Here is a 25,113-nt window from a genome sequence, read left to right as displayed (position 1 = left end):
CGAAAAAGGTCCGCTCAGTGATTGAGCGGACCTTTTTTTGACAAAATTTCAGCGCCGGAGCTATACCTGGTCGAGCAGCCAGAGGACGATGAAGATGAGGCCGATAATGGCGATGATGGCACCGATGTAGCCATTGATGATTCCGACCAGCAAACCAATCAGCAGCAGGATAATACCGATGCGCAGGTTGCCGCTAATGCTGCCCCGGGCCGTCGAAGCCGTGTTGTCGTGCTGACGCACGGCCCCGGACTTCTGTATGAGCTTATCCATTTTATGCGTGAGCTTGCTCATGGCCATGCGTTGCACGAGGTTCAGCTTGGGGGCCGGAGCCGTTGTGGCTGCTGCAGCCGGAGCAGTGGCGCTGGCAGCCGGAGCTACGGCCACGGTGGCGGCTTTGGCGGCTGGGGCCATTACCGCAGCTGGCTGAGCCGGCACGGTGGCCACGACCGGCGCAGAAGTAGTTTCGGCTGGCGTAGCAGCCACGTTGCTAACGACTTCTGAAGCCGGTGCAGCTGCGGGCACGGGGGTAGCCGCGCGGGCCACACCGTGGTAGGAAGCCCCCTTGGGGAGCATGGCGTATTCGGCACGGCTACAGCTGCCGAGCGACAGGGCGCAGGCAGCTACAGCTACTAGCTTGGCAACGGAAGAGAAATGGTTTTTCATGGGTGTTGGGGTAAAAAAATCAATAATGCCGGTTCTACGGGCGAATGCGCAATATTGGCGATAAACCAGCAATTTTTCTCCGGAAGGTATTCCCCCTATACCCGTCCCGGAATCTAGCTCCGCAACTTAGCCCCTGGCTGAACGCACCATAGCCCTTCGCTGTTGACCCAGGCAAATGTGCTTACTTGCACCCCCTATGAGGTATTATTTTTCGGCTCGACAGCGGGCAAATGGCATCGTGAGCACCGGATTGAGCGTGGGCCTGCTGGCGGTGGGCTGCACCCAGATGCCCACCGAAACCCGCGCTCCAACCAATAGCGCACGGCTAGTATCGGTGGCCGCCGCCGCCGACACTACTGGCTACGAAACCGCCCCCCCGCGCGACCCCAACGGCATTGGCACCTATTACCTGGGCCGCCAGATTGCCCACGTAATGGGCCACGAAGGTGCCAGCTGGCTCGAGCGCAGCGGCCGCCGCCAGGAAGAAGGCACCGATATTCTGCTGCGCGAGTTGCAGCTGAAGCCCACCGACGTGGTGGCCGACATTGGCGCGGGCACGGGCTTCTTCTCCTTCCAGCTGGCCAAGCGGGTGCCGCGCGGCGAAGTATTGGCCGTCGATATTCAGCCCGAAATGATTGCCGCGCTTCAGGCGAACAAGCAGAAGCTCAAAATTCGTAATGTGCGTTCCTTGCTGGGCACCACCACCAACCCCGCCCTGCCGGCCGACAGCGTCGATGTGGTGCTCATCGTGGATGCTTACCACGAGTTCGACCACCCACGCGAGATGGGCCGCGCCATCCGGCGGGCACTGCGGCCCGGCACCGGCCGCCTGGCGCTGGTCGAGTACCGGGCCGAAGACCCCAACGTGCCCATCAAGCGCATTCATAAAATGAGCATCGGGCAGGCCCGCAAGGAAATGGCCGCCGTGGGGCTGGTCCTCACCGACTCCATCGAAACCTTGCCACAGCAGCATTTGCTGCTATTCCGCCGCAAGTAAGCGTCAGCGGAGAGGTAAAAGTGGAGAGTTAAAAGTTAAAAAGCCTGCTTGAATTGTTAAGCGGGTTTTTTTAACTTTTAACTCTCCACTTTTAACTACTCCCAATCCGACCTTTGCGGCATGAACCCCGACCCGCGCCAGCTCTCTATTCACGATTTCACTTACCCACTACCGGCCTCCCGTATTGCGCCCGAACCCCTGCCCGACCGCGCCGCCAGCCGCCTGCTGGTGAGCCACAGTGGGGTGATTACCGACCACATTTTCCGCGACCTGCCCAGCCAGCTGCCCCCGGGCGCACTGCTCGTTTTCAACGATACCCGCGTGGTGCGGGCGCGGCTGCTGGCCCGGCGGCCCACCGGCGGGCAGGTCGAGCTGTTTTGCCTGGAACCCGTGGCCCCGCACCGGAGTCTGGAGCTGGCCTTGCAGCAAACCGGCTCCTGCACCTGGCGCTGCCTGGTAGGCAATGGCCGCCGCTGGAAAGACGGGCCCGTACGCCTCGAATTTGAAACCGCCGACGGCCAGCCAGCCACCCTGCACGCCGAGCGCCAAACGCAGGAAGCCGGCACGGCCCTGATTGACTTTCGCTGGAACCTGGCCGAGCTGCCCTTTGCCGAGGTGTTGCGCGCGGCCGGCCACCTGCCGCTGCCGCCCTACATCGACCGGCCCGATACCGCCGCCGATGCCGTACGCTACCAAACCGTGTACGCCGCCGCCGAAGGGGCCGTGGCCGCCCCCACGGCCGGCCTGCACTTCACCCCCAAAATACTGACTGAGCTACGGAGCCGGGGCTTTGCCATCGGCCACGTGACGCTGCACGTGGGCGCGGGCACTTTCCAGCCGGTGAAAGCCGCCCGCATGGCCGACCACCCCATGCACACCGAGCCGATTATCGTGACGGCTGCCCTGCTGCGCCAATTGCTGTCCCAGCAGCCCAGACCGGTTATCGCGGTGGGCACCACCAGCCTGCGAACGCTGGAAACGCTGTATTGGCTGGGCGTTGGCCTGTTGCTGGCTGCTGCCGAGCCCGCCGCCCTGCTCGTAACGCAGTGGCAGCCTTACGAGCAAGCCGAAGCAGCGGCCGGCATCAGCTCAGGGGAAGCGCTTACGGCCCTGCTACGCTACCTCGAAGCCCGGGGCACCGATACGCTGGAAGCCAGTACGCGTCTGCTCATCGCGCCGGGCTACCGCTTCCGTTTAGTGAACGGGCTAATTACTAATTTTCATCAGCCTGAGAGTACGCTGCTGCTGCTGGTAGCCGCGTTGCTGGGCCCGGGTTGGCGGGCAGTATATGACCACGCCCTGGCCCACGACTACCGCTTTCTGAGCTATGGCGACAGCTCGCTGCTGCTGCCGTAGTCCGCCCGCAGGCAGCGGGTAGCAGGCCCCGGGCAACATGGCACGATACTGGTAATAACCTTTGCCGAAGGGGCGCGTACAAGCCACCAAAAGCCCTTTTTCTTTCTGAAAAATCCATGAAAAAAGCAACTCTTTTCCTCGCCCTGTCGGCTTTCGCCACCACTGCTTTCGCCCAGACTACGCCTTCGACCGAAGTGAAAACGCGTGACAACGGCACCACCAAAGTGGTAACCAAAACCGGCAAGACCAACGTGGGCCAGGCCCTCGACAACACCAAGGATGCCGCCGGCAACGTAGCCCACAAAACGGGCCACGCGATGAAGCGCGGTGCCATGAAAACCAAGCGTGCCGTGAAGCGTGGTGCCAATAAAGTGAGCACCAAAACCAAAGAAGGTACCGCTAAAATGGAAGCTAAAACCGAATAGTCCTTTCCAAGAACTGTTCCTTTCCGTATTTCCAGAAAGACCCCGGCTTCGGCTGGGGTCTTTTTTTTGTTGGTGCTATTCCAGTTGAGCCGTTCGGAAGTATTCAAGCAAAATAACTGCCACGCAGCGCGCGGCGAAGTGCCTTGCCCGAATCATTAAACACATGATTTGTTGGCACAAGCAGGATAATTCGCCGCGCGCTGCCTGGCGTTCTTCACTCGTTTACTTTCCTTGAGTACTCAAAACATCCTGCCGGGCATGTTCGCGGCACAACCTCTACCTCTGGTCGTGGTGCGGCGCGGACTTTTCGCGCACTTCGTGCAGCACTTTTTCAACCACGCTGCGCCCAAAAAGGCTGATGCCGGTATTGAATACGACCAGCGCGGCCGTGCCGGCGGCCAGCCATTTGGCGGTGGGGGCGTGCTGGTCTTTCAGGCTGCCGGCCCAATGTATCATACTGGCACCCGCTCCGATTACACTCAGTCCTAAGGGAGCAAACAGGAGCCATTTTTTCTTATGGGTCATCGGAATAAATTACGGGTAAGGGTGAATGTAATGCCGCGACCGCACCAACGATAAATGCCGGAGGCTAGGGCTAGCGCGTACCTTGCGCCCTTTCGCCTACGCACCCCCGCCGTCCCGGTTGCGGCTCCAACCACTGGTTTTTATCATGACACCCTACGAACAACTGCTGCATCTAGCCTTCACTGCTCCCAACGACGTGAAGTATTACCTCACGCCCACCGCCCTGCGCGCCTACGACCAGCTGCGTGCGGCATCCCCGGCGCAGCTGCCCTTTCGCTTCGAGCAGGTGCGCCTGGGGGTGGCCATGGGGCTGCTTAAACTGGTGTCGGAGCTCGGCGACCACGACGAGAGCCGCCAGGTGCTCGACGTGCTGCACCGCGCCCTGAGCGAAGCCCGCTCGCCGGAGGATATCGACCGCATCGTGGGCCGTGAAACCCGGCTGTTCGACCGCCTCTACGAAAACCTGTACGTGAACGAGCAGGGCGAGGAATTGCTCAACCTTTTCGGCCGCACCCTCGATGCCGATGCCCCCGCGCTGCTCGAAGAAATTGCCCAAGAAGGCGTGGATTTGGCCCGCACCCTGGATTTTGAAACCGACGAAGACTAACTCCCCCACTCTTTCAACTGCTAACTTTTTACTGTCATGACCCTCACCATTCTTGGTTTTATCATTCTGGTACTGGGCCTGAATGCCTCGCGGTTTTCGGACCGGCTGGAACGCCTGCGCGGCGGGCTTATTTTTCTGGGCGGTGCCTTTCTGGTGCTGGGCCTGGTACTAAGCACGGTGGTGCAGATTGGCGTGGGCCAGGTAGGCGTGCAAACGCTGTTTGGGCAAGTGCAGCAGCGCGTGCTGCTTCCCGGCCTGAGCGTGGTGAACCCCCTGGTAGACGTAACCCGCTTCGATACCCGCACCCAGAACTACACCATGTCGGCGGTGCGCGGCGAGGGAGCCCAGACGGGCGACGATGCCATTCGGGTGCTCTCGGCCGACGGCCTTGAAGTTGTCATCGACCTCACCGTTCTCTACCACGTGGTGCCGGGCCAGGCACCCAAAATTCTGTCCACCATCGGCGAAGACTACCAGGATAAAATTGTGCGCTCCATTTCGCGCACCCGCATCCGCGACGGGGCCGTGTTCTACGACGCCGTGGCCCTGTACTCGACCCGGCGCGAAGAATTCCAGACCCGCATTCTGGCCGCCATTGAAAAGGATTTCCGCAACAACGGCCTGCAACTCGACCAGCTGCTCATCCGCAATATTCAGCTGCCGCAGTCGGTAAAAGCCAGCATCGAAAGCAAGATTTCGGCCGAGCAGGATGCGCAGAAAATGCAGTTTGTGCTGCAAAAGGAAAAGCAGGAAGCCGAGCGCAAGCGCGTGGAGGCCCAGGGCATTGCCGACTACCAGCGCATCGTCAATACCGAGCTCAGCGACAAGCTGCTGCAATACGAAACCATCAAGGCCAACCAGGCCATTGCTACTTCGCCCAACGCAAAGGTCATCATCATGGGCGGCGGACGCGGGGCAGTGCCGCAGCTGTTGCTAGGCGATAAGTAGCGCTAATTGCTGCCCACAAAAAAAGCCCGTAACAGCTGTTACGGGCTTTTTTTGTGGGCAGCAATTAGGCTAGTAGCCCGAGTTCTGCGTCAGCTTCGGATTCACGCTGATTTCACGTAGCGGAATCGGAAAGACGAGGCGGGGCGAGTTCCAAGGCAGTAACGTGCCGCTGGCGTCGTGTACCGACTCGCGATTGCGCTTCACATCGCCCAGCCGGAAGCCTTCAAAGGCAAGCTCCAGCTTTCGCTCTGCTAGGATGATACTCAAGGTTAGATTGGCCAGCGATGGCAGGCCTACGCGGTTCCGGATACGGTTGACGTCAGCTAAAGGTGTAGCGCCCAATACGCCGCCAGTGCGGAAATTGCCTTCGGCGCGCGTTAGGTACATTTCGGCCAGACGAATCAGCTTGATGTTGCCGTATTGTGAATCATATTTATCGCTGTACGACTGCTGGCCACCCGTGCCGATGGTGAACAGGTTGAGACGGTCGTCGGCCGAGTTGTAAAGGTTAAGGTGCTTATCTTCGATGGCAACATCACCGCGCTGAAAGGGCGAGTAGAAGTTGTTGAGCTGATTGCTACCGCTCTGAGCCGAATTCTGAATAGCGAAAATGTCTTCGCTGGAGTTGGCCAGCAAGTCAGCGCCCGAGTAGAACTCATCTATATAGCTGGAATTTAGGCTGTAGCGCGGCATACCCGTCGACGTTACAGCCGCAATGACGCGGTTGGCAGCGGCTGTGGCTTCAGTAAAACGGGCCTGCTGCAGGTAAACGCGCGAGAGCATGGCGGCGGCGGCCGACGTACCGGCGAAGAAGTTGCCTGCGCTTGAGACGGCCGTCATCTTGCTTTCAGCGGTGGTGAGGTCTGAAATTACTTGCGCGTAAACTTCGGCTACCGAGTTGCGCGCCACTTGGGATGAGGCATCGACCACCTTGGTAGGCGTGAGCACCAGCGGCACGCCGGGGTTCGAAGAGGGCGTACCATCGGCCCAGTCGCGGGCATACAGGCGCACCAGCTCGAAGTACATAGCACCGCGGATGAAGCGGGCCTCGCCCTCCACACGCGCCACTTTGGCCGGCGTATCGAGCTTGTCGAGGTTAGCCAGCACATTGTTGGTGCGGTTAATCACATTGTAGGCATTCGTCCAGATACTCTGCACAAAGCCATTATCCCGCAAGATAGACTTCCGGTTGATTTGGTTGGGTGGAACAAATGTGCCCACAAACGAAATCTCGCCGTCATCGGCCAGCAAATCAGACATCAGCTGAATGTAGCCACCGTAAGCCTCGGCATTCTGCATGCCAGTGTAAGAACCCACCAAAGCGGCTTCTACGTCCGAAGAAGTCAGCAGGGCTTGGTCGGCAGCTACGTTATCGACGGGTTTAATATCAAGCTTCTTATCGCAGCTTGTGAGCGTACCGGTCAACAGCAGAGCAGTGGCCAGCGCATAAACTATTTTTTTCATATCAGAAAGAAGTCAAAGGGAGGAAAAAGCCAGACGCTAGAAGCCGACGTTGATACCGAACGTGATGGTACGCGGCTGCGGGGCCGAGTAGAAATCGATGCCCTGGTTGATGTTGCCCTGGGTCGCCGTGACGGTGCCCAGACTGCCCGACGAAGCGAGGTAGTCGGCGTTCACTTCAGGGTCCCAACCTTTGTATTTTGTGAAAGTGGCCAAGTTTAGTGCTTGGGCGTACACGCGCACCGATTGCAGGTAACCCTTCTTCACAAGCGAGGCAGGCAGGTTGTAGCCTAGCGTTACGGTGCGCAGGCGGCCGTAAGAGCCGTCGCGCACGAAGCGCGAAGAGTTAGCAGTGCCGTTACCGCTCAGGTAGTCGGCTTTGGGCACATCGGTGATATCGCCGGGCTTGCGCCAGCGGTTAAGCTGGTCGCGGGTTTGGTTATCGGGCCCGTTGTTGAACGCCACCGAATAAAACTGCCCACCAGCATCAAATATTTTGTTGCCGAACACGCCGGTAAGCGTAGCACTCAGGTCAAAGCCTTTGTAGGTAAAGGTGTTGGTGAAGCCCAGCGTCCAGCGGGGGTTAGGGTCACCCACGGGCACCAATTGCGCCGAGTCGACCACGCTGGTCTTGCCGGCGTTGTGGTCGATGTATCCCGTGCTGGTGCCATCATTGCTGGCACGGTTTCGATAGTAGAGTGCATTACCGTTGGCGGGGTCAACCCCGGCATACTCGGCACCAAAGAAAGTCCCAAGCGGGTAGCCTTCCTGTGCACGGCTGAGGAAGCTTCCCAGCACCGGCTGCCCCTGCAGAAAAGTTACCTTGTTGGCATTACGGCTCGCGTTAGCAGTCGTGGTCCAAGTGAAATCACCTACGAAATTACGGGTAGTCAGGGCAAATTCAATGCCCTTGTTTTCCAGATTACCCACGTTCTGAAACTGCGTGAGGAAACCCGAAGTACCTGGTACCGGTGCGTTCAGAGCCAAGTCGGTGGTGCGCTTCAAGTACACATCGACCTCCCCGCTGACGCGGCTATCGAACAAACCAAATTCGATACCGGCATCGGTCTGGGTAGTCGATTCCCACTTCAGGTTGGGGTTGGCCAGCTGCAGCGGACGCTGACCCGGTACGCCGACGTAGCCCGATGTGCCCGAGTACAGACCCAACGAGGCAAAGTCGGGAAAGCCCTGGTTGCCGGTTCGGCCAATGCTCACGCGCGGCTTCAGGAAACTGAGCACCTTCTGGTCTTTCAGAAAGGCTTCCTCCGTCACGACCCAGCCCAGTGAAGCGGCTGGGAAAAAGCCGTAGCGCTTGTTCGCTCCGAAGCGCGATGAACCGTCGATGCGAGCACTCAGGCCCAGCAGGTACTTGCTGGCAAACGCGTAGTTAACACGAGCGAAGTATGAAAGCAGTGCATTGCTGGTGCTGTTGGAACTGCCGGCCGTGTAGGTAGCGGCATTCCCAAGAGTGCGATAAGCATCGCTGGCGAACTGCGTACCCTGCACGCTATTCGCCGTAGCACGGCGCTGCTCAAACGAAGTACCCAACGTGGCTTCAATGCTGTGTACCTCGTTCAGCACCTTACGGTAGGAGAAGTAGTTGTTTGTGGTGAAGCGGGCGCTGGTAGTGTGAGCGCTGAAGCCAAACCCGTTGGTGGGGTTAGAGTTGCGCGACGTCACTCGGGCCAGGTACTGGTCTTCGTCCTGGTTCAGCAGGTCGAGGCCCAATTCGCTGCGGAATGACAAGCCGGGCAGAAACTCGTATTGTGCATACACGTTGCCGAGGGCTCGGTAGCCATAGGTCGTATACGTTGCCGCGTTGTTCTGAATGCCCAACAGCGGATTATAGTAGAAGGGGAAGTTAGTGTTAGGGTTTCCGGTGGCCACATCAAGCGCACCGCTGGTCAGGCCCGTGCGGGGGTCAATCAGGGGAGTAATAGGAGCCAAAGCCACGATTTGAACGGGGTTACTGAAGGCGTTGTCGTTGGGCAGACGGTTGTTCTGCGTGCGCGATAGGCCCACATTGGCACCCAGTGTCAACTTTTCGGTTGCCTGGTGGTCAACATTAAAGCGACCAGCAATACGCTGCAGCTTATTGCCGAGCAAAATACCCTCCTGGGTGTTGTACTGGCCCGAGATAAAGAACTTGGTTTTTTCGGTACCACCGCTGGCGTTCAGGTCATACTGGCTGAAGTTGCCTTTGCGGAACGCCTGGTCCTGCCAGTTAGTGTCCACGTTGTAGTTCGCATCTACGGTTACACCAGCGGCATAGCCCCGGAAGCGGTTGACAATGCTGGCGTCGGAACGTCCGGCGTTTTTCAATGCTTCCGTAAACAACTCCACATACTCTTTGGCATTCAAGAACTCGCGCAAGTGAGTAGCCTTGCTGCTACCCGTCTGGAAGCCTAGGTTGAAGCGCGTGGCACCCGCTTTACCTCGCTTAGTGGTGATGAGCACCACACCGTTGGTACCGCGCGAACCATAGATGGCCGACGCGGCGGCGTCTTTCAGGACAGTGATGTTCTCGATATCGTTGGGATTGATATCAGCAATGGGGTTAGTCGGAGCACTGGTCGACGACAGGTTATCCGTCTGGACTGGAATACCATCAATTACGTACAGTGGCTGCGTGTCGCCGCTTACTGAAGAAGTACCGCGCACCCGCACCTTAATGCCCTGGCCTAGCTTACCACTGCTGTTTTCGATGACTACGCCCGCAGCTTTACCCTGAATGGCCTGCTCAAACGTCGTCACCGGGGCATTGTTGATATCCTTGGTGGTAAGCGTTACAATAGAGCCCGTTACGTCGGCCTTTGTTTGCGTGCCGTAACCCACCACAATGGCTTCGCTCAACTGCGTGGTCGAGGCGGCCAGCGTGACGTTAATTACACTTTGGCTGCCTACTGCAACGGTCTGCGCCGTGTAACCTACTGAGCTAATGACCAGCGTGGCGTTGGGCTGCACACTGAGCGAAAAAGCACCGTCGGCATTAGTACTTACACCGTTGGTGGTACCGCGTTCGAGAACGGTAGCGCCGGGCAGGGCACCTCCGTCCGAAGCCGTGACCCGACCACTGATGGCACTGGACTGCGCCCAGGCCGATGCCGAACACAAGCAAGCTGTCAGCAAAAGCAGCAGCCTGAAATGAGAGAATAAGCGTTTTTTCATGAGAGAAAAGATAGTTGGTGAGTGATAAGACGGGAACAACTTTCGGTACAAATGTTTCGAAAGCAGAAAAACATAACATGGAAAAAATGGTCAATTCATCATTCCTGACTCCACGATGCTAGGGCGAATATAATTGCACACGCTCAACTACCCTACTACTTCCCTATTCGGCGCAATAGTTTCGCCAAGCCTGCCTACCGTACCTACCTTTACCGCTCTTACATTCGGGTCCGTCTCCGGGCGGCTCTCTTCGTTCTGCATTCCGCTTCAATGCCCACCATTCATTACCTGACCACCGCCGAGGCCGTGGCCACCGCCGCCGCGCATTTTGCCACCCTGCCCCGCATTGGTATCGACCTGGAATTCGACGATATGCGCCACCGCTATGGCCGTCATCTGGCTCTAATACAGGTTTTTGATGGCCAACAGGCGTATCTGATTGACCCCCTGCCCCTGCCTAACATGGCTGCCGATTTGGAGCCGCTGTTCGCCGTGCTGCGCGACCCGACGGTGGCCAAGGTGTTTCATTCCTGCAAGTCCGACATCCTGCTGCTCGACGAGGTGTTCAGCGTGAATTGCCTCAATATCGTCGATACCAGCGTGCAGTTTACCCTGCTGGCCGCCGAGGATAATAATATTTCGCTCGGCCGCCTCATTCAGGCCGAACTGGGCTTGGAAGTGGACAAGGGCGAGCAGAAATCGAACTGGCTGAAGCGCCCGCTCACCGAAGCACAGAAGGAATACGCGGCCAACGACGTGCTCTACCTCTTCGAGCTCACCGACCGCCTCAGCGCCCGGCTCGAAGAGCTGGGCCGGGCCGATTGGGCCGCTCAGGAAAACCTGGCCCTCGAAGCCGTCCGCTACGGCCGCGACGACCCGCGCCCGTGGTCGCGCAATGCTGCCAAATACAAGATTTCCAGCCAGGAAATGCCCATATTCCGCGAACTGTTCATGCTGCGCGATACCGTGGCCCGGCAGCTCGACCGCCCGCCGTACCATGTTCTCAGCAACGACCGGCTGGCTGAGCTCGCCCGTAACCCGCTCGAAACGGCCCTGCAGCTACGCACCGCCAATGGCCTGCACCCCGAGCTGAAACGCTCGCCCTACGCCGAGCAGCTCCTCGCCATCGGCACGACCGATTTGGAACCCGATGCCCCGCTGCCAGCCGAGCAGCGCAAGTTCCCTTTCCGCCGCCGTCTTGGCGGTCCCGCTGCCGCCCGCGCCGATGCCCGCGAAGCCCTGCTCATGGCCCTTAAAGGGCACCTCGCCACCGACCACGGCAGCACCATGGCCAACATGGTACTCAGCAACCGCCTCATCGCCGACATCATCGAGCTGGGTACCGAAGCTGCCTTACGTCCCTGGCAGCAGCAGCTGCTAAAAGGTACGGCCGAGAAGCACGGCGAGGATTACGCCTCGATTGAGCAGCCGTTTTAGGTTTTGGCTGAATAATAAAGTACGTCATGCTGAGCGAAGTCGAAGCATCTCGCGTGTGGTAGTAATCCAATCGAGAGGATTTACTATTGCACGCGAGATGCTTCGACTTCGCTCAGCATGACGTACTTTATTATTCAGCTAATGCTTAAAACTGTGCCTCCTCGGTGCTGCCCACCAGGGCGGCGGTGCTGGTCTGGTTGCTGGTCACCACGTTCTGCACGGCGTCGAAGTAGCCGGTGCCCACGAACGACTGGTGCTTCACGGCCTGGTAGCCATCCTTGGCTAGCGCAAACTCGCGCTCCTGTAGCTCGGAATAGCCGGCCATGCCGCGCTGGCGGTAGGCCTGGGCCAGTTCGAACATGCTGGTGTTGAGGGCGTGGAAGCCTGCCAGCGTGATGAACTGGAACTTGTAGCCCATCGCGGCCAGCTCCTCGCGGAAGGTTTCCATCTGCTCCACGCTCAGCTTGGAGGCCCAGTTGAAGGACGGTGAACAATTGTAAGCCAGCAGCTTACCCGGGTATTTGGCATGAATGGCCTCGGCAAATTTGCGGGCGTCACCCAGGTCGGGATGTGAGGTTTCCATCCAGATGAGGTCGGCGTAGGGCGCGTAGGCCAGGCCACGGGCAATGCCGGCCTCAATGCCGCAGCGGATGCGGTAGAAGCCTTCGTTGGTGCGCTCAGCTTCCTGCAGGATGAAGGGCTGGTCGCGCGGGTCTACGTCGGCGGTGAGCAGGTCGGCGGCATCGGCATCGGTGCGGGCCACAATCAGGGTGGGCACGCCCAGCACGTCGGCGGCCAGGCGGGCGGCCACCAGCTTGTTGATGGCTTCCTGCGTGGGCACCAGCACTTTGCCGCCCAGGTGTCCGCACTTCTTGGCCGACGACAGCTGGTCTTCAAAGTGTACGCCGGCCGCTCCGGCCTCAATCATCATTTTCATCAGCTCGAAGGCATTTAGGTTGCCACCAAAACCGGCTTCGGCATCGGCCACGATGGGCGCGAGGTAATGAATGTCGCTGCGGCCGTCGAGGTGCTGAATCTGGTCGGCCCGCAGCAGGGCGTTGTTGATGCGGCGCACCACGGCCGGCACGCTGTCCACGGGGTACAGGCTTTGGTCGGGGTACATGTGGCCCGCGCCATTGGCATCGGCCGCCACCTGCCAGCCGCTGAGGTAGATGGCCAGCAAGCCGGCCTGCACTTCCTGCACGGCCTGGTTGCCGGTGAGCGCGCCCAGCCCGGCCACATACTCACGGGTGTGCAACAGCTCCCAGAGCCGCTCAGCACCTTGGCGGGCCAGCGAATACTCGATGTGCACGGAGCCCTGCAGCTTCACCACATCCTCGGGCGAGTAGGGACGCTCAATGCCAATCCAGCGGGGATTGTGGGCCCAGTCGAGGGCAATTTCGGCGGCGCGTTGGGGGGTGGTTTTCATGGGAAACAGATTGAATGGTGAAGGATTGGGTTTGGGCAAAGCGGTGCCGGGCAGCCCGGCAGGCCGCTTTTTAACTATCGGAATTTGGGGGGGGAGTAGCGCAGCCGCTACCTGCTGGCTACGCCAGTTGCTCGTAGGCTGGCACAGTCAGGAATTCGATGAACTGCTCGCTCATCACCAGCTTATCAAACAGGCGGGCCGCATCCATGAAATGGCCTTTTTCATAGGCGTCATCCCCCACCTGAGCCTTAATTTTCTCCAGCTGGCCGGGCACCAGCCCACGGTACAGCTCGGTCGTGACGGCGCGGCCATCGGCCAGTACCGTGCCCGGCGTGTGCAGCCACTGCCACACCTGCGCCCGGCTGATTTCGGCCGTGGCGGCGTCTTCCATCAGGTTGTAAATCGGCACGCAGCCATTGCCGCCCAGCCAGGAGGCCAGGTACTGAACGGCCACGTCGATGTTCAGCTTCAGGCCGTCCTCGGTGATGTTGCCGGTGGGCGCTTTCACCAGGTCGGCGGCTGTCACATGCACGTCGGGGCGCTTGTTCTCGATTTGGTTGGGGCCGGGCATAAGGCGGTTGAAGACTTCCAGCGCCACCGGCACCAGGCCGGGGTGGGCCACCCAGGTACCGTCGTGGCCGTTGGTGGCTTCCCGGATTTTATCCTGCCGCACTTTCTCCAGGGCCGCGTCGTTGGCGGTGGGGTCGTTCTTGATGGGAATCTGGGCGGCCATACCGCCGATGGCGTGCACACCCCGGCGGTGGCAGGTTTGCACCACCAGGGCCGAGTAGGCAGCCATAAAGGGCACCGTCATGGTCACCTCGGCGCGGTTGGGCAGGCGGAAGTCGGGGTTAAGGCCCAAGCGCTTGATGTAGCTGAAAATGTAGTCCCAGCGCCCGCAGTTGAGGCCCGCGCTGTGCTCGCGCAGCTCGTACAGGATTTCATTCAGCTCGAAGGCCGCCGGCAGGGTTTCGATGAGTACGGTAGCCTTGATTTGACACTTGGGCAGCTCCAGGGCCAGCTGCGCGAAGTTGAACACGTCGTTCCAGAGGCGCGCTTCGAGGTGGCTTTCGAGCTTGGGCAGGTAGAAATAGGGCGCGGTGCCCTGCGCGCACCGCTCGTGGGCGTTGTGAAAATAGTAGAGGCCAAAGTCGAGCAGCGCGGCGCTGATGGGCTCGCCATCGACCAAAATGTGCTTCTCGACCAGATGCCAGCCGCGCGGGCGCACCATGAGCACGGCGGTTTTCTCGTTCAGCTTGTACTCTTTGGTAGGCGTGCTAAGCGAGATGGTGCGACGCACAGCATCACGCAGGTTAATCTGACCCTGGATGACGTTGTCCCAGGTCGGAGCGTTCGAGTCCTCCAAATCGGCCATGAACACGCTGGCTCCGGAGTTGAGGGCGTTAATAATCATCTTGCGCTCCACGGGGCCGGTGATTTCCACGCGGCGGTCGAGCAGGTCGGCCGGCAGCGGGGCCACGGTCCAGTCCTGCTCGCGGATGCGGATGGTTTCGGGCAAAAAGTTCGGCAGGATGCCGGCCTCAAAATCGGCCTGCCGCTCGGCCCGGCGGGCCAGCAGGGCCTGGCGGGTGGGGTCGAAGTGGCGGTGCAGCTCAGCCACGAAGGCCAGGGCCGAGGGCGTGAGGATTTCGGCAAAGGCCGGCGAATACGCGCCGATGACCTTTACCCGCTCGGGGGTGAGGTAAGTGGGCGCTGGGGCGGGAGCAACGTCGGTGAAGGTCATTTAGGAAATGTGAGAAGGTGAGAAGGGGAAATGAGAAAATGACTTCGTTCAGTCTTCATCTCTCGGCTTATACATGACAACCGATACAAACATAGCGAAGCGAATTTAAATATCCAGCGAATATTCGCTAAAAGTAAGAAATTTGCTTTTGCGACTACCTTTGTTATTCCAACTGAGACCTTTTTAAAGTCGCCATATTCGACTCAAAATGGCTTTTCACGGTGGTAGGCCTCTGCCAATTCAGGCAAAAGAAATTTATCGGATTTCCACATTTTCCACGCTCTCACATCGAAAATGCTCAATCACGGCCAGGTCGTTCGCCTCATTTTTGGTCTGAAGCTGCGCGAGCTGCGGCAGGAGCGCAGCCTGAGCCCGGCCGAGCTGGCGCGGGTATGCGACGTGTCGGTGAGCTACCTGAATGAGATTGAAAAGGGCAAGAAGTACCCCAAAGCCGACAAGATTCTGAGCCTGAGCAAGGCCTTGGATGTGCGCTACGACCAGCTGACCTCGCTGGAGCTGCCGCGCCGGCTGGAGCCCATTGGCGAGCTGCTGAACTCGAAGATGCTCAAGGAGTTTCCGCTGGAGATGTACGGGCTGGAGCCGGCCCGCATCATCGAGCTGATTGCCAACGCCCCGGCCCGGATGAATGCCTTCATCAGCACCATATTTGAGATTGCGCGCAACTACGAGATGCGCCAGGAACACCTGTTTCTGGCCGCGCTACGCTCGTTTCAGGAGATGCACGACAACTACTTCGAAGAGCTGGAGCAGGATGTGCGCGCCTTCGTGGGGAGCCACCAGTTGAGCACCGTCGCGCCCTTCGACCTCGGCCAGCTGGAGCGTGTGCTGACCGGGGAATACGGCTACACGCTGGACCGCGAAACGCTGGGCCGGCACGCCGTGGCCACCCAGGCGCGGCTGCGGAGCGTGTTTCAGCCCAAAACCAAGCGACTGCTGCTGCGGCCGGGCCTGAGCCGGGGCCAGCAGGCGTTCGTGCTGGGCCGCGAGGTGGCCTTCAACTACCTGAAGCTGACGGAGCGGCCCTACGTGAGCAGCAGCCTGCAGGTGAGCTCCTTTGATGAGGTATTGAACAACTTCAAGGCCTCTTACTTCGCCGGCGCGCTGCTGATGGAGGAGGAAAGCCTGCTGCGCGACGTGAAGAAGTTTTTCGGGGCCAAAAAGTGGCAGCCCGAGCTGCTGCTGAACCTGATGACGCAGTACGACGTGAGCCCCGAGATGTTTATGCAGCGCCTCACCACGCTGCTGCCGCGCCATTTCGGGCTGCAAAGCCTGTTCTTCCTGCGCTTCGACCAGGCCGATTCATTAGCTCCCTACGAGCTGACCAAGGAGCTGCACCTGGCCCGCCTGCACAACCCCCACGGCAACGAGCTGAACGAGCACTACTGCCGCCGCTGGGTGAGCCTGCGCTTGCTGGACGAGGCCCGCGCCCTGCCCCTGCCCGATACCGCCGACGCCCCCGTGACGGTAGCCGGCGCGCAAAAGTCCCGCTACTTCGGCACCGACGATGAATACCTCTGCTTCACGCTGGCTCGCGCCGGCACCCCCACCCAAATGGCCCTGAGCGTGACCGTGGGCCTGCGCTGCGACGACAACCTGAAACAGCACGTCCGCTTCCTGGCCGACCCGGCGCTGCCCTTCCGCATTGTGAACGAAACCTGCGAGCGCTGCCCGATTGCCGACTGCGAGTCGCGCGCCGCGGCCCCGACGGAAATCGTGCGGCTGGCCGAGCGGGCGGCGTTTGAGGCGGCCGTAGCGGAGCTGGTGGCGGGGTAGGGCGGGGTGAGGGTAGGAAGGCAGGAATTGTTGGTGAATTAAGAACGGGGTTTCGCCAAATAATGAAACCAGGCAACTCCCACCCTACTACCCTTCCAAAACTGCCCTAACTTTACCCTTCATCCTGCCCCAACGCATTTGCCCCGCCGCTCCCGCCGCCTGCTCCCCTACTTCCTGCTCGTGCTGGGCCTGTCCGCTGCAGCTGGCTACGCCGTGTGGCGCGTGGCCTACCGCCCCAATGTCGCGGCCGACGCCGAAGGGCCGGCCTACCTCTACATCCGCACCGGCACGGGCTACGCAGCGGTGCTCGATTCGCTCCAAAAACATGAGCTGCTGCAAGAGCCGACCACCTTCCGCTGGGTGGCCGAACACCACGACTACCCGGCCCACGTGCGAGCCGGCCGCTACCGCCTGGACCCCGGGATGGGTAACATCGACTTAGTAAGCATGCTGCTATTTGGGCTGCAAGACACGGTGAAGTTCGAATTGAAGCCTTTTCACTACCTCGACCAGCTGCCGCGCAAAGTGTGCGGCCGGCTCGAAACCGACTCCTTTAAGCTGGAGCTGCTGCTGGGCGATAACGAAGGCTTGCAGCGGCGCTACCACCTCGATACCTGTACGATTCGCACCATGTTCATCCCCGGGCAGTACCGGCTGCTGTGGAACACCAGCGCCCCGGTTTTTCTCGACTCGGTGGCGGCCCGCTACCGCCGGTTCTGGCGGCCCGAGCGCCAGGCCCGGGCCGATTCGCTGCGCATGACCCGCGTGCAGGTGAGCGTGCTGGCCAGCATCGTGCAGCGCGAAACGGCCCAGCCGACCGACAAGCCGCTCATCGCCGCCGTGTACCTCAACCGCCTGCGCCTTGGCCAGCCCCTGCAGGCCGACCCCACCCTGCTCTGGCCCCTGCACGGCCTGGGCACCCGCAAGCGCGTACTCAACGTGGACAAGAAAGTCGATTCGCCCTACAACACCTACCGGCACAAAGGGCTGCCGCCCGGCCCCATCACCACGCCCCTGCCCGGCTCGCTGCTGGCCGTGCTCCGCCCCGCGCACAACCAAAATCTGTTCTTCTGCGCCCGGCCTGACGGCAGCGGATTTTCCGATTTTGCCGAAACCTATGCCGCGCACAAACGCAACGCCCGTCGCTACCAGCACCGCCTGGATAGCCTGGGCGTGAAGCGCTGAAAAATGATAGTAGCCAGCAGTTAACACTGCCCGTGGCGATGTACATTTGTTTGCAATTTTCCGCCAAACCGCCCGTATGCGTCAACCTCTCCTTTTTCTGATTCCTGTCTTCTGTGGACTTACGGCTTCGGCCGGCGGGTTTGATACCGGCCCGCAGGGGGCGCGGGTACTGGGCCTGGGTGGGGCCAGCACGGCCTACATCAACAGCATCGCGGGCCTGAGCATGAACCCCGGCCTGCTGAGCCAGTGGGGCGATTCGCTCACGCGCCTGAGCTTCGGCGGCATCGGCCAGGTACGGCGCGCCTCCTTCGTAGGCCAGGACACCTACCTGCGCACCGACCAGGAGCTGACCGTGCAGCCCGGCGGCTACTTCTACGCCACGCGCGCCCTCAACAAGCGGGTAAGCCTGGGCCTGAGCCTGACCACGCCCTACGGCTACCACACCAAATGGCCCGACAACTGGGAAGGCCGCGCCGTGATTCAGGAAAGCCGCCTCAACACATATTTCGTGCAGCCTACGGTAGCCTTCAAACTGAATGAGAACTTCGGGGCCGGGGTGGGTTTCATCTACGCTTACGGCAAATACGCGCAGCGCCGCGCCTTAGGCCAGTACGACGACCCGGCCGCCAATGCCCAGCTTAGCGCCAGCGGCTCGGGCTACGGCGTGAGCGTGGGTTTGTACGGCCGCACCGGCGACAATCTTTCGTTCGGTATCAGCTACCGCACCGGCGTCAACCTCAAGCTCAAAAACGGCACCAGCACTTACACCGGCGTGCCCACTCGCGACGCGGCCCTGCTACCGGCCAGCACCGGCCTGGGCACCCAGCTTAACCTGCCCAACGTGGTGTCGGTGGGCATTGCCGACCGCATCAACAAGCAGCTGCTGCTCACGTTCGACTTCACCCTCACCGGCTGGAGCAACCTCGATTCGCTGAAGCTCGACCTGGCCGCCAACGGCACCCAGCCCGCCCGCCGCGTGAACCAGCCGCGCCGCTACGAAGACGCCATGACCTTTCGCATCGGGGCCGAATACCAGGTGAACCCGGCGCTGACGCTGCTGGCCGGCGTGCGCTACGACGAAACGCCCATCCGCGACGAATACATCAATCCCGAGTTCATCGATGCCAACCGCCTTGGCGTATCGGCCGGCTTGTGCTACCAACTCACCAAGCGCCTCAATCTCGAAGCCGCTTACTCCTTCGAATACGGCCAACAGCGTGTGGCCCGCACCAACCCGCTCAGCGCGCAGGTGGCCAACATCGGCGGCAGCTACCGCATGGCTGTGCAAACCGCTTCGGTGGGCTTGGCGGTAGCCTTCTAGTCAATCTTCTTCCTCGGTTCTTTTTTGCTTTTTTATCATGATGAAGATGTATTCGCTGTCGGTTGGTGCCTGGGCCCGCCTGGGTGCGGCCAGCGCCCTGCTACTCGCGGCCTGCGCCCCAAGCCAGGACACGCCTACGCCCAGCACCGGCTTCGATGCCAGCCGGTACGTGGCCGTGGGCGACAGCTACACCGCCGGCCTGAGCAATGGGGGCCTCACCCACGCCAGCCAGGACTATTCCTTTCCCAACCTGCTGGCCCAGCAGTTCAGCCGCGCCAGTGCCAGCGCCATGTTCAGCCAGCCCTACCTGGATGGCTCGGGCTCGGGCTACCTCATGCTAGTCGACCTGCCGGCCACCGGCCTGCCCCGCGTGCGGCGCGTAGCCGGCCAGGCCGTGCTGCGTACCGTTATCAGCCCGGCGGCCTGCGGCGGGCCCGACACCGTGCGCCTGCTCACGCGCAGTGCCACCGCCGGTACTCTGCCCCAGAACCTGGGCGTGCCCGGCCTGCAGCTCACCCAAATTGAAACCGTCGGCCTGGGCAATGCCGCCAATGCTACGCCGGGCGGCGCGTTCAACCCCTACTTCGAGCGCCTGCTACCGGCGGCCGACAGCCGCACCTACCTGCAAGCCGTGAGCACGGGCAGCGCGTCGGCCACGTTCTTCACCTACTTCATGGGGCTTGATGACCTGCTGCCCTTCGTGCGCAGCGGCGGCGAGTGCAACCTGCCAAGCACCGCCTTGCTGAATGCTAACGCCAAAAAAATCCTAGATGTGCTGACTGCCGGTGGTCGTCAAGGCATGATTGCCCGCCTGCCCGCCCTGAGAAACCTGCCGCTGCTGCGCTTGGGCCAGGGCCTGGCCCTGCAGAGCAGCCTGCAAGCGACTTTCGGCGATGCTGCCTTGGTGTACATCGAAGAATCGAATAACCTCGGCGCGGCCCAGGTCATCACCAACGACGATTACGTGCTAGCCACGGCCGTGCCACGCCTAGGGCAGCGCACCCCCGTGGTGGTGAACGGTACAACCCTGCAACTGCCCTACGGCCGCGACAGCCGCAACCCCGTGCGCAATGCCGATGTGATTGACAAGACCGAGCTGGCCCGCGCCAACCGGGTAGTGACGGACCACAATAAGTACCTCGACGAAACACTAGCCGCCATCTACAAACTGCCCATCGGCCTAGATAGCAAGCGCACGCTCGATTCCAACGCGGCCTTCCCCAATTTCTTGGGCGAGAGCATTCTGGTGAATGGCGTGACCTATTCGGCCGAGCCCGTGCGCGGCAACTTCTTCTCGCTCGATTACTACAGCCTGACGCCGCGCGGCAGCGCCTTGTTGGCCAATACGTTCATTCTGGCCATCAACACTGCTTACCGCGCCAATATTCCGGCTATCGAAGTTAATAAGCTGCCCACGTCGGTGCAGTAAGGTCTGCGCTCAACGTTTATTTCGCTTCCGGGTCCCGGCGGTGGGCGGCGCCATAGGCAGTAGCCCACCGCCGGGACTTTTACGTTGCCGGTTTCGTGACTGCACCACTCGCCCGGTTCTAGCGCAGGCGGTACAGGAGCAGTGCCAGCGAGTCGGCCGCCGCGGCCCGGCTGGCGGCCAGGGTTTCTTCAAAATTCAGCCCGGTGAACTCGGAATGCTCCAGAAACAGCAGCGGCTGGTGCAGTGGCGCGGCGGCCCAGGCGGCCACCGGCACCTGCCGTCGCAGCGAATCGAACCGGGCCACGCCGGCCACGCGCCAGTACCCATCGAGGAGCACGTACTGCACGCCCTGGCGGCGCAGCGCGGCCAGCTCGCGCTCATCGGTGATGACCGTTAACGACTGGCTGGGGCTCAGGTAGGGCGCGAGGCCGTTGCCCACGGTGCTGGCCACGCGCGTGGCCCCGTGCTGCCGTAGCCAGGCCGCCACGGCCGGGTAGCGCCCGGGCAGCGGCGCGTAAAGCTGCATTTGGATGCGGTGAACATTGAGGCCCACCGCCGCCAGCAGCCCCACCAGCAGCACCCGGCGGGGCAGCAGCTGGCGGCCACTCAGCACGGCCAGCGCAGCCAGGGGCAGGTAGGCCAGCAGCAGCCCGCGCGGGGCCTTTATCAGCAACGACATGCCAGCCAGCAGGCAGCCCGCCCACACCAACAGGTAGGGCAGCAGCGGCAACGGCTGGCCCCGCCGCAGGTCGCCGCGCCGCCATTGGCGGGCCACCAGCCCCAGGGCCGCCGCCAGCCCCAGCAGCAGCAGCGGCGACTCGAACACGGCCAGATAGCGGAAGTAGTACAGCACATCGAAATGCAGCGTTCCCTGCCGGCCGGCGGTGTTGGCGGTAGCGGGTACCACCGTGCGCCAGTAAAAGCCCAGCCAGCGGTACCACGGCAGGCCCACGGCCATGCCCAGCAGCCCCAGCAGCCCATAGGGCGCGGCCAGCACAAACAGCGCCCGGGCCCCGGCGCGCCGCCACAAACCATCGGCCCGCCACCACTCCAGCACGGCCAGAATGGGCACGGCGAACAGAAATTTGTAGTTGATGCACAAGCCCAAAGCCAGCCAGGCCGCCCCCGCCACCAGCCGCCGCGGTACGGGCTTGTGCAGCCGCGCGTAGTGGCTCCGCAACAGCCCGGCCGCCACCAGCAGGCTGGCTGAGCTCATGTTGAAGTCGCGCCCCGAAAAGGTGAGCAGCAGCCCGGTACCGCCCAGCAGCACCAGGCCGGCCGCTTCGGGCCCCGGCAGCCGGTCCTGCCGGGCCACCCAACCGGCAAACATGCCCAGCCCCGCCACCCCAAGCAGGGCATTGATAAGCTGGAAAACCAGAAAGCTCCGCGTGAGGGCGGCCACGGGCGCAAAAAGCAGCATAAACCCCGGGCTGCCGTGATGAAACAAGTGCGCAAAATTGCCTTGCGCCAACTCATGCACCACCTGCCAGTTGCGCACTGAGTCGAAATCGGGCGGGCCGGCCTCGGGCAGCCGCCACAGCCGCAGGACCGCCACGGCCAGCAACGCACCCAGCAGCCACGCGGTGGGGCGTGGACGTTCGGGGGCGTTATTTGTGGAAGCAACGGTGGGCATAGGGCGGCGCGAAGGTCGGCAGCCGTCCCCCACATTTCCTCGTTCCATTTTCTCCTCTCCCCTATGCGCCTTGTTATTCAGCGCGTCCGCGAAGCCTCCGTTACCGTCGGGGAACAGGTTACGGGCCAGATTGGCCCCGGCCTGCTCGTGCTGGCCGGCTTCGCGCCCACCGACAATACTACTTCTCTCGCCTGGATGTGCCGCAAGCTGGTGCAGCTGCGCATTTTCGGCGACGACAATGGCCAGATGAACCGCAGCGTGCAGGACCTCGACGGCCAGATTCTGGTGGTGAGCCAGTTCACCCTGCTGGCCGATGCCCGCAAGGGCAACCGCCCCAGCTACATCGGGGCCGCCCCGCCCGCCGTGGCCGAACCGCTGTACGAGCAGTTTGTGGCCATGGTGGCCGCTGAGCTGGCCCGGCCCGTGCCCACCGGTATTTTCGGGGCCGATATGCAGGTGCGCCTCCTCAACGATGGCCCGGTAACCATTGTGCTCGATTCGCCGGCTTAGCGCCTTTTCTTACTCCCTTATGACAATCGAAGAAGCCCAAAAAACCGTCGACACCTGGATTACGACCACCGGCGTGCGCTATTTCAACGAGCTCACCAACATGGCTATGCTCACGGAAGAGGTCGGCGAAGTAGCACGCATCATCGCCCGCCAGTACGGCGAGCAGTCCTTCAAAGAATCGGACAAAGGCCGTGAGCTTGGTGATGAGCTGGCCGACGTGCTATTCGTCGTCATCTGCCTGGCCAACCAAACCGGCGTCGACCTCACCGAAGCCATGACCCGCAACCTGGCCAAAAAAACCCAGCGCGACAGCCAGCGCCACAAGGAAAACGAGAAGCTGAAGTAGCCGTCCGCCTTGTGTCATCCTGAGCTTGCGAAGGACCTTATCAGATTTGCGCCGATTGCGTTTCGGCAAACCGCTCTAGCGTGATAAGGTCCTTCGCAAGCTCAGGATGACAAAAGTTTTACTCCAATACCAACCTATCTTCCCGCCACACGGGCAGCACTTGGGCATACGCATCCATCCGCAGGCAGAACTCAAAGTCCTTGCTCGCCTCCAGCGAGTTGAGCCGCCGGACGTGGGCTGATTGCAGCAGGTACGCCGATAAATCAGCCTTGCCCTGTTCCCACAGATGCAGCGCGGCCAGCGCGGCATCGGAGCTGCGCACGTCAAAATCCGCGCTCAGCCGCTCGGCCAGCGCCCCACCAAACACCGTGTCTTCGAGGCAAAACTGACCTTTCCAGCCAGCGCATACCACCAGCACATCACGCTGCTGCTGCCGGGCAAAATTGGCCACCGCCGCCAGGTTCAGGAAAGACCCTACCACGACTTCGGCCGCCGCCAGCGAGCGGCGCAGGGCCGCCGTGCCGTTGGTGGTGCTGATGACGAGGGCCTCGCCGCGCACCGGACGCGCCGCGTCCAGGAAGCCGAAGGGCGAATTGCCCAGGTCGAAGCCCGGGGCGGGCAGGCCGTCGCGCTCGGCGGCGGTCAGGCAGCCGTGCTGTTGGCCGTAGGCGGTACATTCCGCCAGCGAAGCCACCGGAAAAACGTGCGTAACGCCCTCGCCCAACGCCGTAACGATGGTGCTGGAAGCCCGCAGAATGTCCACGATAACCGCTACCTGGCCGCGCAAGTTATACAGCGGCAGCAGCTCGGGGGAAAAGCAAATATCTAGTTTGGGCACTGTTTAACGGTTAGTGGTTAACGGTTAGTGGTTAATGACTAACCGTTAACCACTAACCGTTAATCACTAACCACTTAACGCCTACTCCTCGGTTCCCTTGGTCAGCGGGAGTTTGCTCACGGTAGCGGGCAGGTTTTTGCCGCGAATCTGCACGAAAATGGGCGTACCGGGGGCCGCCAACTCGCTCTTCACGTAGCCCATGCCAATGCCTTTGCTGAGCGAGGGCGACTGCGTGCCACTCGTCACGTCGCCGATTTTCGCGCCATCGGCATCCACCAACTCGTAGTGGCCGCGCGGAATCCCCGCACCGTCCATCACGAAGCCGACCAGCTTTTTGCTCACGCCGGCTTCTTTCTGCTTTTTGAGGCTGTCCGAGTTGGTGAACTCCTTCGCAAACTTGGTAATCCAACCCAGGCCGGCTTCGAGGGGCGACGTCGTGTCATCAATATCATTGCCGTAGAGGCAGTAGCCCATTTCGAGGCGCAGGGTGTCGCGCGCGCCCAGCCCGATGGGCTTGATGCCATAAGGCTGACCGGCGAGCATGATTTTATCCCAGACCATGGCCGCGCTTTCGTTCGGAATGTACAGCTCGAAGCCGCCCGCGCCGGTGTAGCCGGTGGCCGAAATAATGACGTCGGGCGCGCCGGCAAAGGTGCCCTGCACGAACGAGTAGTATGGAATGCTGCTCAAGTCCACGTCCGTCAGCCCTTGCAGGGCCGCCTGCGCCTTGGGTCCCTGCACGGCCAGCAGGCTGGTGCGGTCCGAAATATCCTCCATTTCCACGCCCTGCGTGTTGTGCTCCTTAATCCAGTTCCAGTCTTTTTCGATGTTGGAGGCGTTGACTACCAACAGGTAATCCTCATCGGCCAGCTTGTACACCAGCAGGTCGTCCACGATGCCGCCGTCGCGGTTGGGCAGGCACGAATACTGCGCCTTGCCATCGGCGAGCTTGCTGGCGTCGTTGCTGGTTACGCGCTGAATGAGGTCGAGGGCCTGGGGGCCGCGCAGGCGAAATTCGCCCATGTGCGACACGTCGAACATGCCCACCGCGCGGCGCACGGTGTGGTGCTCGTCGAGGTCAGAAGAATAGCGCACCGGCATGTCGTAGCCGGCAAAGGGCACCATTTTGGCACCCAGCTCGCGGTGCTTGCTATCGAGGGTAACGGTTTTCAGGGAAACGGTCATGTAACTGGTGGGTTGGCGGATGGGTGGGTTGGCGTATTACGCTGCAAAGGTGGGGCAAAAAAGAAAAGCCGCTTCGGTTGAAGCGGCTTTTCTATCCAGACCGTCATGCTGA

Annotated in this window: 21 protein-coding genes; 12 read left to right on the top strand and 9 right to left on the bottom strand. The window is 61.2% G+C overall.

The annotated features are described in order from the left end of the window. Positions 1 to 60: 60 nt before the first annotated feature. The gene (locus tag ABIB44_RS10950) at positions 61 to 663 is read right to left on the bottom strand and encodes a hypothetical protein (RefSeq protein WP_354584702.1); all 603 of its coding nucleotides are present in this window, start codon (positions 661 to 663) and stop codon (positions 61 to 63) included. A gap of 196 nt (positions 664 to 859) precedes the next feature. Here ABIB44_RS10950 and ABIB44_RS10945 point away from each other — a divergent pair, with 196 nt between their 5' ends. From ABIB44_RS10945 to ABIB44_RS10935, 3 genes are all read left to right on the top strand, one after another. Further along, positions 860 to 1,660 carry a class I SAM-dependent methyltransferase gene (locus ABIB44_RS10945; protein WP_354584701.1) on the top strand — a complete coding sequence of 267 codons (801 nt, stop codon included), beginning with the start codon at positions 860 to 862 and terminating at the stop codon, positions 1,658 to 1,660. A 120-nt stretch (positions 1,661 to 1,780) separates the two neighbouring features. Next, positions 1,781 to 3,016 (top strand): S-adenosylmethionine:tRNA ribosyltransferase-isomerase, encoded by a 1,236-nt coding sequence (locus ABIB44_RS10940; RefSeq protein ID WP_354584700.1) that lies wholly within the window; start codon positions 1,781 to 1,783, stop codon positions 3,014 to 3,016. A gap of 116 nt (positions 3,017 to 3,132) precedes the next feature. Then, the gene (locus tag ABIB44_RS10935; protein WP_354584699.1) at positions 3,133 to 3,441 is read left to right on the top strand and encodes a hypothetical protein; all 309 of its coding nucleotides are present in this window, start codon (positions 3,133 to 3,135) and stop codon (positions 3,439 to 3,441) included. Positions 3,442 to 3,717: 276 nt separating this feature from the next. Here the strand turns inward: ABIB44_RS10935 and ABIB44_RS10930 are convergent, their stop codons facing one another. Then, positions 3,718 to 3,897, bottom strand: coding sequence for a hypothetical protein (locus tag ABIB44_RS10930; protein ID WP_354584698.1), 180 nt, complete (start codon positions 3,895 to 3,897; stop codon positions 3,718 to 3,720). A 214-nt stretch (positions 3,898 to 4,111) separates the two neighbouring features. Between ABIB44_RS10930 and ABIB44_RS10925 the strand changes: the two genes are divergently transcribed. Both ABIB44_RS10925 and ABIB44_RS10920 read left to right on the top strand, forming a co-directional pair. Continuing rightward, the gene (locus ABIB44_RS10925) at positions 4,112 to 4,573 is read left to right on the top strand and encodes a hypothetical protein (protein ID WP_354584697.1); all 462 of its coding nucleotides are present in this window, start codon (positions 4,112 to 4,114) and stop codon (positions 4,571 to 4,573) included. 36 nt (positions 4,574 to 4,609) lie between these two features. Beyond that, the gene (locus ABIB44_RS10920) at positions 4,610 to 5,521 is read left to right on the top strand and encodes a prohibitin family protein (RefSeq protein WP_354584696.1); all 912 of its coding nucleotides are present in this window, start codon (positions 4,610 to 4,612) and stop codon (positions 5,519 to 5,521) included. 69 nt (positions 5,522 to 5,590) lie between these two features. Here the strand turns inward: ABIB44_RS10920 and ABIB44_RS10915 are convergent, their stop codons facing one another. Both ABIB44_RS10915 and ABIB44_RS10910 read right to left on the bottom strand, forming a co-directional pair. Further along, the gene (locus tag ABIB44_RS10915; protein WP_354584695.1) at positions 5,591 to 6,985 is read right to left on the bottom strand and encodes a RagB/SusD family nutrient uptake outer membrane protein; all 1,395 of its coding nucleotides are present in this window, start codon (positions 6,983 to 6,985) and stop codon (positions 5,591 to 5,593) included. Positions 6,986 to 7,021: 36 nt separating this feature from the next. Then, positions 7,022 to 10,150: a SusC/RagA family TonB-linked outer membrane protein gene (locus ABIB44_RS10910; RefSeq protein WP_354584694.1), complete on the bottom strand. Its 3,129-nt coding sequence runs from the start codon at positions 10,148 to 10,150 to the stop codon at positions 7,022 to 7,024. A gap of 270 nt (positions 10,151 to 10,420) precedes the next feature. On the opposite strand from ABIB44_RS10910, the gene ABIB44_RS10905 reads away from it, so the two are divergent. Further along, positions 10,421 to 11,587, top strand: a complete 1,167-nt coding sequence (locus ABIB44_RS10905; protein ID WP_354584693.1) for a ribonuclease D — start codon at positions 10,421 to 10,423, stop codon at positions 11,585 to 11,587. 145 nt (positions 11,588 to 11,732) lie between these two features. Here the strand turns inward: ABIB44_RS10905 and aceA are convergent, their stop codons facing one another. After that, on the bottom strand, positions 11,733 to 13,016 hold the full coding sequence (gene aceA, locus ABIB44_RS10900; protein WP_354584692.1) for an isocitrate lyase: 1,284 nt from the start codon (positions 13,014 to 13,016) through the stop codon (positions 11,733 to 11,735). Between the two features lie 118 nt (positions 13,017 to 13,134). Next, positions 13,135 to 14,760 carry a malate synthase A gene (gene aceB / locus ABIB44_RS10895; RefSeq protein ID WP_354584691.1) on the bottom strand — a complete coding sequence of 542 codons (1,626 nt, stop codon included), beginning with the start codon at positions 14,758 to 14,760 and terminating at the stop codon, positions 13,135 to 13,137. A 294-nt stretch (positions 14,761 to 15,054) separates the two neighbouring features. Here aceB and ABIB44_RS10890 point away from each other — a divergent pair, with 294 nt between their 5' ends. The 4 genes from ABIB44_RS10890 (at position 15,055) to ABIB44_RS10875 (ending at position 20,489) form a co-directional block, all read left to right on the top strand. Then, positions 15,055 to 16,554, top strand: a complete 1,500-nt coding sequence (locus ABIB44_RS10890; RefSeq protein WP_354584690.1) for a helix-turn-helix domain-containing protein — start codon at positions 15,055 to 15,057, stop codon at positions 16,552 to 16,554. A 138-nt stretch (positions 16,555 to 16,692) separates the two neighbouring features. After that, positions 16,693 to 17,739 carry an endolytic transglycosylase MltG gene (gene mltG / locus ABIB44_RS10885; protein ID WP_354584689.1) on the top strand — a complete coding sequence of 349 codons (1,047 nt, stop codon included), beginning with the start codon at positions 16,693 to 16,695 and terminating at the stop codon, positions 17,737 to 17,739. A 76-nt stretch (positions 17,740 to 17,815) separates the two neighbouring features. Further along, positions 17,816 to 19,060: an OmpP1/FadL family transporter gene (locus ABIB44_RS10880; protein WP_354584688.1), complete on the top strand. Its 1,245-nt coding sequence runs from the start codon at positions 17,816 to 17,818 to the stop codon at positions 19,058 to 19,060. A 37-nt stretch (positions 19,061 to 19,097) separates the two neighbouring features. After that, positions 19,098 to 20,489 carry a hypothetical protein gene (locus ABIB44_RS10875; RefSeq protein ID WP_354584687.1) on the top strand — a complete coding sequence of 464 codons (1,392 nt, stop codon included), beginning with the start codon at positions 19,098 to 19,100 and terminating at the stop codon, positions 20,487 to 20,489. A 118-nt stretch (positions 20,490 to 20,607) separates the two neighbouring features. Here the strand turns inward: ABIB44_RS10875 and ABIB44_RS10870 are convergent, their stop codons facing one another. Then, a complete protein-coding gene (locus tag ABIB44_RS10870; RefSeq protein ID WP_354584686.1) occupies positions 20,608 to 22,122 on the bottom strand; it encodes a glycosyltransferase family protein in 1,515 nt (504 codons plus the stop codon). A gap of 63 nt (positions 22,123 to 22,185) precedes the next feature. On the opposite strand from ABIB44_RS10870, the gene dtd reads away from it, so the two are divergent. Both dtd and ABIB44_RS10860 read left to right on the top strand, forming a co-directional pair. Next, a complete protein-coding gene (gene dtd, locus ABIB44_RS10865) occupies positions 22,186 to 22,632 on the top strand; it encodes a D-aminoacyl-tRNA deacylase (RefSeq protein WP_354584685.1) in 447 nt (148 codons plus the stop codon). Between the two features lie 19 nt (positions 22,633 to 22,651). Then, positions 22,652 to 22,978, top strand: a complete 327-nt coding sequence (locus tag ABIB44_RS10860; RefSeq protein WP_354584684.1) for a nucleotide pyrophosphohydrolase — start codon at positions 22,652 to 22,654, stop codon at positions 22,976 to 22,978. A 118-nt stretch (positions 22,979 to 23,096) separates the two neighbouring features. On the opposite strand, the gene ABIB44_RS10855 is transcribed toward ABIB44_RS10860, so the two are convergent. Together ABIB44_RS10855 and gcvT are read right to left on the bottom strand one after the other, a co-directional pair. Beyond that, positions 23,097 to 23,816 carry a 2-phosphosulfolactate phosphatase gene (locus ABIB44_RS10855; protein WP_354584683.1) on the bottom strand — a complete coding sequence of 240 codons (720 nt, stop codon included), beginning with the start codon at positions 23,814 to 23,816 and terminating at the stop codon, positions 23,097 to 23,099. Between the two features lie 81 nt (positions 23,817 to 23,897). After that, positions 23,898 to 25,001, bottom strand: coding sequence for a glycine cleavage system aminomethyltransferase GcvT (gene gcvT, locus ABIB44_RS10850; protein ID WP_354584682.1), 1,104 nt, complete (start codon positions 24,999 to 25,001; stop codon positions 23,898 to 23,900). Positions 25,002 to 25,113 lie beyond the last annotated feature (112 nt).

Source organism: Hymenobacter sp. UYCo722 (assembly GCF_040547115.1).
GTDB lineage: Bacteria > Bacteroidota > Bacteroidia > Cytophagales > Hymenobacteraceae > Hymenobacter.
The sequence above is the reverse complement of the archived record's forward strand: the minus strand, read 5'-3'. Positions and strand labels throughout refer to the sequence as shown.

Bases quoted from the DNA above. Each gene is read 5' to 3' on its own strand.
- ABIB44_RS10935 (WP_354584699.1), top strand. From the start codon at position 3,133: ATGAAAAAAGCAACTCTTTTCCTCGCCCTGTCGGCTTTCGCCACCACT.
- ABIB44_RS10860 (WP_354584684.1), top strand. From the start codon at position 22,652: ATGACAATCGAAGAAGCCCAAAAAACCGTCGACACCTGGATTACGACC.
- ABIB44_RS10940 (WP_354584700.1), top strand. From the start codon at position 1,781: ATGAACCCCGACCCGCGCCAGCTCTCTATTCACGATTTCACTTACCCA.
- aceB (WP_354584691.1), bottom strand. From the start codon at position 14,760: ATGACCTTCACCGACGTTGCTCCCGCCCCAGCGCCCACTTACCTCACC.
- ABIB44_RS10875 (WP_354584687.1), top strand. From the start codon at position 19,098: ATGATGAAGATGTATTCGCTGTCGGTTGGTGCCTGGGCCCGCCTGGGT.
- ABIB44_RS10945 (WP_354584701.1), top strand. From the start codon at position 860: ATGAGGTATTATTTTTCGGCTCGACAGCGGGCAAATGGCATCGTGAGC.
- ABIB44_RS10905 (WP_354584693.1), top strand. From the start codon at position 10,421: ATGCCCACCATTCATTACCTGACCACCGCCGAGGCCGTGGCCACCGCC.
- gcvT (WP_354584682.1), bottom strand. From the start codon at position 25,001: ATGACCGTTTCCCTGAAAACCGTTACCCTCGATAGCAAGCACCGCGAG.
- ABIB44_RS10930 (WP_354584698.1), bottom strand. From the start codon at position 3,897: ATGATACATTGGGCCGGCAGCCTGAAAGACCAGCACGCCCCCACCGCC.
- aceA (WP_354584692.1), bottom strand. From the start codon at position 13,016: ATGAAAACCACCCCCCAACGCGCCGCCGAAATTGCCCTCGACTGGGCC.
- ABIB44_RS10950 (WP_354584702.1), bottom strand. From the start codon at position 663: ATGAAAAACCATTTCTCTTCCGTTGCCAAGCTAGTAGCTGTAGCTGCC.
- ABIB44_RS10890 (WP_354584690.1), top strand. From the start codon at position 15,055: ATGCTCAATCACGGCCAGGTCGTTCGCCTCATTTTTGGTCTGAAGCTG.
- ABIB44_RS10880 (WP_354584688.1), top strand. From the start codon at position 17,816: ATGCGTCAACCTCTCCTTTTTCTGATTCCTGTCTTCTGTGGACTTACG.
- ABIB44_RS10870 (WP_354584686.1), bottom strand. From the start codon at position 22,122: ATGCCCACCGTTGCTTCCACAAATAACGCCCCCGAACGTCCACGCCCC.
- ABIB44_RS10920 (WP_354584696.1), top strand. From the start codon at position 4,610: ATGACCCTCACCATTCTTGGTTTTATCATTCTGGTACTGGGCCTGAAT.
- dtd (WP_354584685.1), top strand. From the start codon at position 22,186: ATGCGCCTTGTTATTCAGCGCGTCCGCGAAGCCTCCGTTACCGTCGGG.
- ABIB44_RS10925 (WP_354584697.1), top strand. From the start codon at position 4,112: ATGACACCCTACGAACAACTGCTGCATCTAGCCTTCACTGCTCCCAAC.
- ABIB44_RS10910 (WP_354584694.1), bottom strand. From the start codon at position 10,150: ATGAAAAAACGCTTATTCTCTCATTTCAGGCTGCTGCTTTTGCTGACA.
- ABIB44_RS10915 (WP_354584695.1), bottom strand. From the start codon at position 6,985: ATGAAAAAAATAGTTTATGCGCTGGCCACTGCTCTGCTGTTGACCGGT.